The organism is Candidatus Hecatella orcuttiae, from assembly GCF_002009985.1.
GTDB lineage: Archaea > Thermoproteota > Bathyarchaeia > Hecatellales > Hecatellaceae > Hecatella > Hecatella orcuttiae.
Map to the genome: position 1 here is coordinate 90,266 of NZ_MTLX02000002.1, position 12,457 is coordinate 102,722.

10 protein-coding genes and 1 tRNA gene are annotated in these 12,457 nt (G+C 49.2%); 5 read left to right on the forward strand and 6 right to left on the reverse strand.

The genetic code is table 11. The annotated features are described in order from the left end of the window. Positions 1-6 precede the first annotated feature (6 nt). Genes BWM17_RS00565 through BWM17_RS00575 form a run of 3 tightly spaced genes read right to left on the reverse strand, consistent with a single transcriptional unit; the run spans position 7 to position 2,876 of the window. Entirely contained in the window at positions 7-510 is a 504-nt protein-coding gene (locus BWM17_RS00565; protein ID WP_309491932.1) for a cytochrome c-type biogenesis protein, read from the reverse strand. After that, a complete protein-coding gene (locus BWM17_RS00570) occupies positions 507-2,462 on the reverse strand; it encodes a heme lyase CcmF/NrfE family subunit (RefSeq protein ID WP_309491933.1) in 1,956 nt (651 codons plus the stop codon). The genes BWM17_RS00565 and BWM17_RS00570 overlap by 4 nt, the downstream gene beginning before the upstream one ends. 24 nt (positions 2,463-2,486) lie before the next feature. Continuing rightward, positions 2,487-2,876 carry a cytochrome c maturation protein CcmE gene (locus BWM17_RS00575; RefSeq protein WP_309491934.1) on the reverse strand — a complete coding sequence of 130 codons (390 nt, stop codon included), beginning with the start codon at positions 2,874-2,876 and terminating at the stop codon, positions 2,487-2,489. A 296-nt stretch (positions 2,877-3,172) separates the two neighbouring features. Here BWM17_RS00575 and BWM17_RS00580 point away from each other — a divergent pair, with 296 nt between their 5' ends. From BWM17_RS00580 to hemA, 4 genes are all read left to right on the forward strand, one after another. Continuing rightward, the gene (locus tag BWM17_RS00580) at positions 3,173-4,150 is read left to right on the forward strand and encodes a formate dehydrogenase subunit gamma (RefSeq protein WP_309491935.1); all 978 of its coding nucleotides are present in this window, start codon (positions 3,173-3,175) and stop codon (positions 4,148-4,150) included. Positions 4,151-4,296: 146 nt separating this feature from the next. Further along, positions 4,297-5,847: an ammonia-forming cytochrome c nitrite reductase subunit c552 gene (locus tag BWM17_RS00585; RefSeq protein ID WP_309491936.1), complete on the forward strand. Its 1,551-nt coding sequence runs from the start codon at positions 4,297-4,299 to the stop codon at positions 5,845-5,847. Positions 5,848-6,000: 153 nt separating this feature from the next. Further along, on the forward strand, positions 6,001-7,884 hold the full coding sequence (locus BWM17_RS00590; RefSeq protein WP_309491937.1) for an ammonia-forming cytochrome c nitrite reductase subunit c552: 1,884 nt from the start codon (positions 6,001-6,003) through the stop codon (positions 7,882-7,884). Between the two features lie 69 nt (positions 7,885-7,953). Next, positions 7,954-9,279: a glutamyl-tRNA reductase gene (gene hemA, locus BWM17_RS00595; protein WP_309491938.1), complete on the forward strand. Its 1,326-nt coding sequence runs from the start codon at positions 7,954-7,956 to the stop codon at positions 9,277-9,279. A gap of 55 nt (positions 9,280-9,334) precedes the next feature. Here the strand turns inward: hemA and BWM17_RS00600 are convergent, their stop codons facing one another. Together BWM17_RS00600 and BWM17_RS00605 are read right to left on the reverse strand one after the other, a co-directional pair. Next, positions 9,335-9,466: a hypothetical protein gene (locus tag BWM17_RS00600; protein WP_309491939.1), complete on the reverse strand. Its 132-nt coding sequence runs from the start codon at positions 9,464-9,466 to the stop codon at positions 9,335-9,337. 139 nt (positions 9,467-9,605) lie between these two features. Then, positions 9,606-9,709: transfer RNA gene (locus BWM17_RS00605), tRNA-Arg, on the reverse strand. Between the two features lie 122 nt (positions 9,710-9,831). Between BWM17_RS00605 and lysS the strand changes: the two genes are divergently transcribed. Then, positions 9,832-11,478 (forward strand): lysine--tRNA ligase, encoded by a 1,647-nt coding sequence (gene lysS / locus BWM17_RS00610; protein WP_309491940.1) that lies wholly within the window; start codon positions 9,832-9,834, stop codon positions 11,476-11,478. A 36-nt stretch (positions 11,479-11,514) separates the two neighbouring features. On the opposite strand, the gene BWM17_RS00615 is transcribed toward lysS, so the two are convergent. After that, positions 11,515-12,438 (reverse strand): hypothetical protein, encoded by a 924-nt coding sequence (locus BWM17_RS00615; RefSeq protein WP_309491941.1) that lies wholly within the window; start codon positions 12,436-12,438, stop codon positions 11,515-11,517. Between the last annotated feature and the right edge of the window lie 19 nt (positions 12,439-12,457).

The window sequence follows — 12,457 nt, forward strand, 5'->3', positions numbered from 1 at the left end:
TGAGACTCATTTTTTCGCAACTCTTTCCCTAAACTTTTGGTATTCTTTCTCAAATATCTCATCGTACTTTGCCATGGCCGTCAGTAATTCCTCACTCTCATATTCTTCTTCCTCCAACTCCACATCGGAAGGTTTTCTATATGCTAAACGGTAAATTATGGCGGTTCCGCCGACAGCAGCTGCGATGGGAAGCACCCACAGCATTAGTTCTAAGCCGCTTTTCTGCGGGGTTGCCAGTATATTTTCCCCGTATATCATTTGAAGCTCGAAGATTATTTCCTCCTTCGTTTTCCCTTGACTTATCATCTGCTCTATCTGAGTACGCACCTTATAGGCGGTTTCACATTCACAGTCCGATAGAAGCATGGTACAGCCGCAGGGACACCATACACTGCGGGAAACCTCCTCCACTGTCGTTTTTACCTCTGAGGCTTGAACCGAGATCGGAAGCAACAGCAACCCGAATATGAAGACAAAGACTGCTATTTTTCTGGCGTTTTTCATCTTCATCGACCATTTCCCTTCAGGTCTTGGTTTTTCAGCACTGCTTTCTCGGAGCTGGTCATAGCAAATACTGTTGAAGCAAGCATCAGAAAAGCCCCGATCCATATGAGGTTCACAAATGGGAGTATTTTGACTTTAAAGGTGGCGTTATCCTCCCACACTTCTAAGGGGATAACGTAGAGATCCTTCAAGCCTACGGTATGGATGTGCACGCGTGTTATATATTGCTCCATTTTTTCATAATATTCTATGGAAGGTGTTGCTTCATGTATCACCCGACCGTCTTTTAAAACTAGAAGAGAAACAGTGAAAACAGCCCGGTCGGCTTTCTCGCTCACTTTAACACCTTCGAAGGATAATGTGTACCCTTCTATGCTGTAGGTCTCTCCCCGACTGAGAGTAAACATACGCGAACTGTCATACACTGAGGAGGCTGTTATACCGACGAGTATGATTACGATGGAAATATGGACAAGGTATCCTCCGTAACGCCTTCGATTTTTCTGGACAGCACGCCAAAGATTTCTCACATAACCGAAACCCTTGGTTTTACCCTCTGCCTTAATTCCCCTCCAAAACTCCAGCCCGTGAGAGGCTACCACGAATACGCATATAAACACCATAAGTAAACCTACAAAATCCCGAATGCCGAGAAGAGGCGAGATAATCAAGCCTACCATGGATGCTACAATCGGCCAAGTGAAACTTCTTTTGAGACTGGCTATGTTTGCCCTCCTCCAAGCTATGGAGGGACATATCCCCATAAGGAAAATGAGGACCAAGCCTAAAGGCACAGTAACCTCATTGTAATATTCGGCTCCTATGGTCACTTGGAAACCTCGGAGGGCTTGGGAAATGAGGGGGAAAGTGGTTCCCACCAATATTACGACGGTTAAGACGACGAATAGGAGGTTGTTGAAGAGAAAGCTGACTTCTTTTGAAAGAGACGCCTCAAAGATATTTCTGCTCCTGTAAACCTCATACTTGCTAACAAACAATCCCAGCGATGCAATTAGAGTGAGAACAATGAAAGTTGAGAAAAAGATCCCAATAGGCGACTCAGCGAAAGAATGAACCGAGGAGAGAATACCGCTTCTCGTCAAGAATGTTGCGTATATCACTAATATGAAGGTGAATGTTATAAGCAGAAAGTTCCATCTTTTCATGCCTCTTCTCTTTTCTTGTATCATAACCGAGTGGAGAAAAGCTGTGCCTACAAGCCAGGGCATCAAGGAAGCGTTTTCCACAGGATCCCAAGCCCAGTAGCCTCCCCAACCCAAAACACGATAAGCCCACCAGCCTCCTAAGACGATGCCTACACTCAAGAAAATCCAAGCAGATAACGCCCATTTCCTAGAACGGTATATCCAGTGCTCATTTCCGGTTGCCAACCCTGCCATAGCATAGGCGAAGGGAATGGTGAAACCTGCATAGCCTATGAGCAAAGTAGGCGGGTGGAAAATCATTCCAGGACTCCGAAGCAGAGGATTAAGGCCTAAGCCATCTACAGGCTTAAAGGAAAGCCTCTGAAAAGGGTTCGCCGCAAACATCAACGTAAATAGGAAAAAGAGCAGAGTTGCTGCTAGCGTGAGGGATTTGTAAATTGCGAATTCATCGTTTTTCTTATCCACAAAAAGGGTTACCGCTGTGAACAGGGAAAGCGCCCAAGCCCACAGAAGAAGTGAACCCTCCTGTCCAGCCCAGAAGGCTGAGAGCGTGTATACCAAAGGCAGAGCTCTATTGGTGTGAGAAGCCACATACATGCTCTGGAAATCGCGAGTTACAAGTAAATAGAATAACCACAAGGCGGCTATGGTGATGAACACGCTGGCTAAGAGCAGAGCTCCCCTTCCAAACCTGATTAAACCCGGATGATTTTTTTTCAGGGATACACTAAACAGAATAATAGCGCAGAAGGTTGACAGGAAAGCCGATATCAGGCTTACGTATCCTATCATCCCTTTGCACATCCATCTACTAGCTTATTCCGAGGCCTCCGGAAGTTCTTCATATTTAGAAGGACACTTAACCAGCACTTTCTCAGCTTGGAGAACTGAATCTTGAAGGGTGCCGATCACCACAACTTCATTACCTTCTTGAAATCCTGAAGGATAAACTCCGAAATAGGTTACCTCGATGGATGAGCGGTTGTCTGCAAGGATAAAAGTAAGAGTAGCTCCTACCCTCTCCACAGAGCCCTCCTTCACTATTCCTGTTACCTGAACCTGCCGCCCGTAATATTCGCTAGGCTTCTCCATCAGTTCAGAAACAGGGGTATAGGGTGTGATAGAACTTGTAAGCTGCTCATAAACTACGTAGCTACCTATTACCGCCAAGATAAGACAAAGCGCCACTATCCTCCGGGTCCTCAAGCTCGATACCCTACTTGTTTTAACATCGATATAATAGATATGAAAGTTCTTTTATAAATATTTAATAATCATATTTATTAAAATTTTTAATAATATTATTTATATATATATGTGCATAGAAAATTTTTTATCTTAATATTTAATAGTTATTAATTAAATTAATTTAAAATCGAAGAAGAACCATGCAACGCAAACTGAAAATCATTCAAATATCTACCGTATTCTTCATTCTTAACATATGCTTTTACCTTCTTTACACCCTAGTCTTACGACCCTTCATGAACGCCCTTCCGATGGTGAGTAGAATCATTGCTTCAAACTTCCCCTTCTCAGCGAATCTTCCCTCAGCCTATTCACTTCAATTCTATGTGATAGCCTTCTACTTTTTCCTCATCACTGTTTTAGTACTGCTTTTCGCAGTGCATGTGCTTCTCGACACCGTGAAGAGGTGGAGGGAAGCCGAAAGTTTTCCCATAGAAACATCGAAAGCCAAGTTTGAGCGATTCTCCCTTAACCAGAGGCTTCAACACATCGTACTGATAGTGACCTTCACCATATGCGCTGTCACAGGCTTCGCTTTGAGATACTTCGACTCTTGGGGGGCCTTTGTGATTTACTTCCTAGGCGGACTTGAAGCGAGGCGGATAGTCCATATAGTCTCTGGCTTCACCATGGGCGGTCTAGCGATATACCACATGATCTATTACGGCCGCACCTTTTTCACCACGCACAAAAGGCGAGTTGAGATCATGTTTACCAAGAAAGATCTATCCAACTTAATAGCCAACATCAAATATCTCCTAAACTTAGCCAAAGAGAAGCCTAAATTTGGGCGATATAATTATATTCAAAAACTCGATTATTGGGGTGTTGTATGGGGCATAGTGATTTTTGGTGCAAGCGGCATAGCCTTACTCTTTTTCAGGTCACCTTTTGGAGTGGGGATAGGGGCTCCTGAGCCTTATCTCCTCGTCGCCCTTCTGTTCCATGAAAGAGAAGCTGTTTTAGCCGTCTTAACTTTGCTGGTGCTCCATTTCTATTACTCCCACCTCAACGCTGATGTTTTCCCCATGGATCGGGTGTGGATTACCGGAAGCGTGCCGGAAGAGATTATGCGCAGCGAGCATCCCTTAGAATTGGAGGGGATAAAAAAAGGTAAGGTAGAGCCGCCTCTTCCCCCTGTACCTTGGCAGTCCATATTTCTTACTTCCCTCATTCTGCTGTTCATCACCGTCATGATACTTTCATATTCGTATGCGCGGGGGTTGATATGAGAAATCTTAAGCATCTGACAGCAGGGCCAAAGATAAATAAGAGAGCGATGGCGGCTTTCTCGATCATTATTATTCTTTCTATCGCTTTTAACACAGCCTTCGCCTCAAAACCTTCTTTCCCCTCCCAATCTACCGCAGCTCCTCCCATGCCGGAAGACCATGAGGGACGTACCGTCTGTAAGGGCTGTCATGAAACGGGTGTAGCTGATGCTCCTCTTCTCCCCCCATCGCCTGATCACACAGTTTTCCCTGATGATTACGTGATGTGCAGTGGATGCCATGAACTAGTTTTGTCGCCTACACCGTCCCCTACCATCGCAGTTACACCTTCACTTCCCCTGCCACCAGAAGAGTGTGGAGTATGCCACGAAGAGTACGAAGGATGGCAGCAGTCTATCCATGCTGAGAAAGGCGTCAACTGTCTTGTTTGCCATTCCGGCGTTGAAACCGTGCCTCACGAGGAAGTCGTAGTAGATCTGGCCGTGTGCAGTCAGTGCCATGGGGGAAGGTTTCAACTGGAAGTCATCAGCATCACTTGTAACTCATGTCACGATCCCCATAGTCAGACTTTGGAGGTTGAAGTCGCTAAGCTATGCAGTCGCTGCCATTCAGAGGAGTACCAGCGATGGAGTGACTCTGCTCACGGTTTGGCGGGAGTGGCCTGCGAGAAATGCCACCGTCATGCAGAGGTGGGGCACGTGCACAGGTTGGTAGAGGTCAGTTCTGTCCTTTGTGGTAGTTGTCATGTCGAGCAGTACCGGCTTGAGATAAAGCACGACATCAACTGTGCTGACTGCCATGAACCTCACAGCCAAGACTTGAGAAAGAAGGTGCCGGAGTTATGCGATAGATGCCATGACGACATATATCGAGATTGGAATATGTCCCCTCACAAAGTAGAAGGAGTCTCATGCGACGTATGTCATCCTCATGCAGAAAGCGGCCATGTTCACAGGTGGATCAACGCCTCCTCTGCCGCTTGCGGACAGTGCCATAAAACCTTTGAAGAATTAAGCGAATCGAAAATGGCTGTGTATGATATCACATGCACCAACTGCCATAACCCCCACTCCCAGGAAATTAGGACCCCCACTGTTTCCACCCTCTGCGGGCGCTGTCACAATCAGACCACAAGTCCAGAATACTATTTCTGGAATGCCAGCGTCCATAAGGCTGTGGGAGCAAGTTGTGAGACATGCCACATGTACTCTGAAGGAGAGCGGTTCAGGCATAACTTTACTCAACCTCTCTTAGAAGAAGCATGTGAGCAGTGTCACGCGATCCTACCTTCGGGAGAGTTACATGCCCTTCAGTACAGGACTGAGTATGAGATCAAGAAGGCTGAGGAGAAAATAAGGGCGGCTGAAGGAGTTATCGCCAAGGCCAAATCTGTCTTCAAAGTAAGTGAAAAAGACCCTCTAATGGTGAAAGCTGAAAGCATGCTGGCTGAGGCTGAACACATACTGGAAATGGTGAAGAATGAGAAAAGTCGAGGGTTCCATGCACCCATACTTACTCACATGCTTATATCCCAAGCCTTTAACTTGGGAGAGCAATCTCAGCGCATAGCTTTGGAGCTGGCGGGGAGTAGGTCTCTCAGTTGGGAGATATCTCTGCTGATTGCTTTAGGCATAATAGCAGTCATGGAGTTAGTAGTGTTCTCTTACAAAATTAGAAAGGCTTCTGGTAAAATTTGATCGAAGATTTTTTTTATATATATAATAATTTATAAATTTAAATTATTGTGCAAAAATTTATATATCTAATAATAGTAATAAAAGAAACGTTAGAAACCCTGCCAAAAAAGGAAGGGGGTATATACGATTAAAAATAGACATCTTATTTATTTAATGGCTATCACCATAACCATCCTAGCCTTCGGTTCCATCGCAGGAGCATTGACGATCCAAGCAAACATACAGGCTTCCCAAGAAACATACGCCGCAGAGATCCCAAGCTACGTCGGTCCAGAGACATGTAAAATATGCCACCCCGCTCAGTATGAAGAATGGAAAGACACAGGCCATGCTAACATGATACTCACCGCACAGCAAGCGCAGGAGGAAGGTTTCCCCCTGCCCGAGGGTATATCTTGGGATGATGTGGCGTACACCTTAGGAGGCATTTGGAAGATACGCTACATAAACACAAGCGGTTACTTTATAACTTGGCATTATGAGAATGGAGTCAAAACACCTGGGAAAAACCAATATAATATCGCCACAGGCGAATGGGTCGACTACCACGCTGGCGAAGTTAAAAAGTATACTTGCGGAAACTGTCACACTACAGGCTATGATGTAGAGGCCGCGTCCCCAGAGGGTATGCCTGGCATCGTAGGCAACTGGCAGTTCCTCGGCATCACCTGTGAGTCTTGCCATGGGCCTGGAGGAGACCACATCACGGGGCCCACGCAGAACAAAATGGTCATCGATGTGAGTGCGGAGGTCTGCGGGCAGTGCCATGTTAGGGGTAAGGACATCACTTACCAGCTTGGAGACCCCGAATCCTTCAGCTACACCCACGGTGAAAAGCCTCATAAACATCACCAGCAGTATCATGACTGGATTCAGAGTGAACACAGCGAATCTTTAGAGCATCTTGTAGCTTTGCCCTACGCACAGGATTACTGTTTGAGCTGTATGAGTGCAGATAAAATCCTGAACACCGATCTCATCACCTTGTTCAAGGCTCCTGAAGTAACCGTCGAAAATGCCGTGAACCCTGTTACCTGCGTCAACTGCCACAATCCCCACTCTTCCGACCTGAGAATAACGAGGCCTGCCGTCAAAGGATACCCCGCCGTGGGAGAGGTTGGGTCGACTGCTGATAAATTAACTGTCTGTACGCAGTGCCACACTGGTGGAGCCACGGTGGAGGAGAAGGATAAGGAGAGATGGCATCATACCACAGGGGAAATATTCACCGCCATAGGTAGCGTACACTATGCTTCCGGTGTTACATGCGTTGACTGCCACATGGCTCTTGACACCAAGACGGCCATTGCCTATGATCTACGCAACCATACCATGACGGTTCAATCCTATGGGACATACGATTATACATGTGGTCAAGCTATAGGCTGCCACAAGGAACAAGGCGCAGAATGGGCTGAACAGCGCATATTAGATGCCCAGACTCTGTTCAGCGAATCGCTGGAGAAGGCAGAGGCAGCCATATCTTCAGCCGAAACTACTATCATCACGGCTAATGAAACCGCAGGAATTGATATGGCCACCCTCAAAGAAGCGGAAGAACTACTGCTGAAAGCTAAAAGTAGGTTTGCCTACGCAGAGGCAGATGGCAGTGAAGGTTTCCATAACCCAACCTACACCCAGATGCTTTTGGCAGCAGCTCTGGACTATGCTGCCAAGGCTGAATTGACCGCGTCTAAAGCTATAGCCGACGCCACCATCGCCACTTTGGCTCCTGCAGAGCAAGTTGAAACCTTGCGGGCTGAGGTTTCCCGCTTGCAAGACGAAATCTCCGACCTCCAAAAACAGAACAATGCCTTAAAGAGCCAAAATGAAGACCTCCGAAAGTTAAACAGCGACCTTGAGAATCAAGTCAGCAGTTTGCAGGCGCAGGTTAGCAGTCTTCAAGACCGTGTGGCCGAGTTAGAAGCAGCGGCCCCGCCGAGGGTAGGAATGCTTTACGTTTACCTCGCCATAGGCGTAGTGGTCGGTATTATCATAGGAGCCGCCGTGATCTTCGCTGTGAAGAGGGGCAAGTAGAAGCGCCCCCCGTCCACATTTTTTGGGATCGGGATTCGTTTAGAAGTGTTTGCCATAAGGGAGGATGGTGTGAGCGGCTTGAGAATCTTTAACTTGAGGGCCACTTACAAGAAGGTTTCCATCCCTCTGCTGGAGAAGCTAACTTTCAAGAGCCCCCCGAAGGCTTTGAGGAGTTTACAGAATGCGGAAAACATCAGGGAATGCCTAATTCTGCAGACATGTAACAGGGTAGAAATCTTCGCAGTAACCTTAACCCAGGAAGACGAAGAGAGAGTGGCAGAGTGGTGGAGGAAAGAAACAGGTTTCAACTCAGAGAAATTTTACAGCCTTATCGAAGTGTCCCGTGACGTGGAAGCTGTGGGCCACCTTTTCCGGCTGGCTTCAGGCCTTGAGTCCATGGTAGTCGGGGAAGCTCAGATCCTCGGCCAGATCAGGAAGGCTTTCGAAGAGGCTAAAGCCTGCGGCACGGTAGGCCCTCTGCTCGAGAAAGTTTTCACCAAGGCGATCAAGACGGGGGGTCGAGTTCGCCTTGAAACAGACATCGGCAAGGGCGCTGCATCGGTGGGTTCGGTGGCCGTAGACTTGGCTGAGGAGGTCCTCGGTGGGCTGGAAGGGAGGAGAATCCTCATCCTAGGAGCTGGGGAAACCGGCACATTGGTGGGGAAAGCTCTTGCAGCCAGACGGCAGGCCGCGGTCTTCGTGGCCAATCGCACATATCCCAGAGCCCTTAGGCTGGCTCGGATGCTGGGCGGCCGAGCTGTGTCCTTCAGTCAGCTGGGGAAATTTCTGGCTGAAGCCGACGTGGTGGTGGTCGCCACCTCAGCGCCCCACCCAGTGTTGAAGTTGAGCGAGGTGGGGAAGGCTTTGGAGGAAAGGGGAGGAAAGCCCATGCTCATCATTGACCTTTCCCAGCCTAGGAACGTGGACGCCGAGGTAGCCCGCCTTAGGGGGGTTCAACTCCACAACATCGACGACCTCCAAAAGCTGAGCCAGCTAAACCTTAAAATGCGCGCCGCAGAGGTGGAAAAGGTTGAAAAAATCGTGGAAAAAGAAGTAGGGCGGCTGGAGTTGATGTTGAAGAGGGAAACCGCGGAACCTGTTATCTCAGCCATGCTGCAGAGGGCCGAGAAGATCAGGAGGAAAGAAGTGGAGAGATTTCTCAGCATGCTGGGCCGGGTGGATGGAACTTTGCGGAAACTCATCGAAGATATGTCCTATGAACTCGTCGAAAGAATCTTCCACCATCCAATCCAAAACCTGAGAAAAGCCGCGGAAAAGGATCAAACCTCCCTAGTTCTGGCAGCCAGAAAGCTGTTTAACATCGAAGCTGAAAGGGAGCCCCAAGATTTTCCTGAGAGCTTGCAATATGGAATACCCATGAAAGAGGCATGCTAATCAGTATTCTGACAGCCTTCGCTTCCGAAAGGCCTGACCTTTTCCCTTAACTTGCTTAGTCACCGCTAATAGGAGCAATAGCTGCCAAAGCGTGAGCTCTCGGATAGGGGTGTTCCCCCTCCCTCACATTGGTTACTCTCGTCTCTTCCAAGGCTTGGCGTCGCCATTGAGCCTTAGCAATCTTCATCGATGCCTTTCGAAGCTGTTGTAATATTATTCTGCTTCCCTGCTTGTTGTGGCATATTTTTCTACCGCTTCCTAAGAGAGGCTAACGTCTACAAGGGTTCAAATTGGAGGCTACAGTAAATTATTACCACTGACTACGGTGGCGGGCCCGGGGGGATTTGAACCCCCGACCTCCGGCTCCGCAGGCCGGCGCCCTAGTCCTGATTTTCCGGGATGACGATGAGTCCCTCTAGACGACGGGCCCTTCTTCAGCGGTGTTAGGGTTCCCGGAGGTCACCGTCAATATTATATCTGTCTCCAATTATACGGTTTACGGTTTCGACTGCTTCCCCTTCGCAGTCTTAGATCGGATGGCGGGGATTAAGTTTGGCGGGAAAAATAGGGCGGCTGGAAGGCCATTGGATTGACCGGGTGGTCAGGGAACTGGAGCTCAGAGGAGATGAGCAGCTGGTCTTCAGCACCGCCAAGACCCCCAGCGGGCCTATCCACGTCGGTGTAGGTCGGGAGCTGGTGTACTGCAGCGCCTTCGAGACCCTGCTGAGGGAGAGAGGCTTCCCCACCGCCTTCTACTTTTTCGTCGACGACTTTGACTCCCTGAAAACCTTCCCCCCGGCTACGCCTAAGGACTTCGCATCACGCAGGGAGTACCTTGGAAGACCCATGTGGGCGGTGCCCTGCCCCTACGGGCACTGCGAAAGCTGGGGGCGCCATTACGCTCAGGAGCTCATCGAAACCTTCCCAACTTTCGGCTTCCACCCCCAGATCGTCTGGTCCCACCGTCTTTACCAGACCCCGGAGATGAAAAACCTCATCCGCAAGGCCTTAGAAAAGGTGGGCGAGTTAAAGGCCATCCTCCGCCGGGTGGTTACACCCACGCTTCAGGGAGAGAAGCTTGAGGCCTTCCAAAAAGAGCTGGAAGACTGGTATCCCTGCTTGGTGGTCTGCGAAGCCTGCGGCCGCCTCATGACCACGAAGGTTCAAGCCTACGACTCCCAAGGTGACCTTCTGACCTACAGCTGCAAGGCCTGCGGCCGGAGGGGGCAGGTAAAGATAGCGGACCACCCGGTTAAACTCCGGTGGAGGATCGACTGGCCTGCCAAGTGGGCCTTGTTCAAGGTAAGCTGCGAACCAGCCGGCAAAGACCACTGCGTGAAGGGCGGAGCCTACGACACGGGGGAGCATATCGTCAGCCGGGTCTTCGGTTGGAAGCCGCCTTACCGCATTCCCTACGAGTGGATACTTTTGGGGGCGAAGGCCATGAAAACCCACAAGGGGATTTCCTTCACCTTCGCAGAATGGTCGGCTTCCGCCCCCCCGGAAGTCTACCGCTTCATGGTCCTCAGAGAAGAACCCCGCAAGCACATCAACTTCTCCCCCGAGCGGCTCCCCCAGCTCATCGACGAATTTGAAAGAGCTGAAAAAATCTACTTCAACCTAGAAAAGGCCTCAACCCCGGAGGAGGAAGCCGCTGTCCGGAGGGTTTACCCCCTCAGCCTGCCTGAGGGGCCCCCCGCCTCTCCTCCCCTCAGACTTCCTTTCAGGTTCGCCATAGTCCTATGCCAGCTGACGCCCCTCCTAGGGGAGGAGGGGGTGAAATCCAAGGTTCGAGAAGTCTTAGAGAAACTGGGGGGAGGAAAAAAAGTGGGAGAGGAGGTGATTTCCTCAGCCCAAGACAGGCTGAAGAAGGCGCAATACTGGGTCGTCCACTACGCTGGGGAAGACCTCCGATTCAACATAGCCGAAACCCTCCCCGCGCAGGTTCGAGAAATGTTAGACAGCCGACAAAGGGAAGGACTGAAGAGGCTGGCTGAAATGCTGGAGGAAAAAGACTGGGATGAGGCGGAACTTCAATACCAAGTCTTCGAGCTGGGGAAAAGCTTGGGGATAGGCCCTAAGATCTTTGAAGCGGTTTATCTGGTTTTCTTGGGGAAAAAATTCGGCCCTAGGCTGGCTCCTTTTCTCCTATCCTTAGATAAGGAGTTCGCCGTCAAAAGGTTGAGGGAGACCTCCTAGAAGCTGGAAGCTGCTGTGAAAAGCCGAAAACGATGTTCAATCGCTGATGGGGAAACCGTTCCACCGGTTTTGGAGCACATCCCGGAAAAACTCATCCAAACTGACTTCCAAGGTTCTTAGACGGCTGGAGAGGGAGGGTATGGGCTTGGCGAAAACCCCGCCTTTACAGGTTTCTATACGAGTTAGTTTAGCCACATGAGCCAAGGTTTCCCGGTCCACCTTCTCCAAGAAAATCCCCAAACCCGGGTAGGGGCAAAGCCCGCAGTCGTAGGTGCAAAACTCGCAGAGGCTGTAGAGGGTAGTCAGAATCTTAAGCCCATTAGCATCCTCCAGCGTCCTGATTTCGCTTTCCTTAGCCTCCAGAGTCTTTTCTATCCTTCTTCCAAATAGGTTTCTTTCAAGCTTCCGAGCAGCCTTGTAGACCTCGCTTCGGGTTTTCGCCCCCGTCAACACCGCCTTTCCATTGGAGAAAAGAAGGGCCACTGTTCGAGGTTCGTCGATGCGGCAGATGAGGCCGGGAAACTGCTCAGGCTCGTAGATGGTGGAAACCAGCTGGTGGGAGACTCTTTCTAGGCTTATGTTTCTCCCGAAGTTCACCAAGGCTACGATGTTCTGAACTTTGACCTCCGGCTTCCCCTCCAGTCTGACGCCTCTGCGCTTCAGCTCCGCGGCCACCTTTCTGACTGTTTTCGGAACCTCCAACTCGGAGCTTAAACCTGTGCAGATCATTTTTCCAGTCCTAAAAACCAGATTGGCTGTCTTAGGGTTTTTTAACCTCATAACAAGCCCTGGAAAATGCTTTTTACGCCGAAAAAGAGTTGGATAAGTCTTAAGAAGATTAGATAGGGCTATTTTTCGGCCAAAATCTACTGAAACGACTATGTTGCAGATTTTAATTTTCACCGTCATCTCAGCCAAAGCCCGGTGTTTCTTAAAAAGACGGGGTTTAGAATCCCTCATTATATATGTTCAAAAAGCC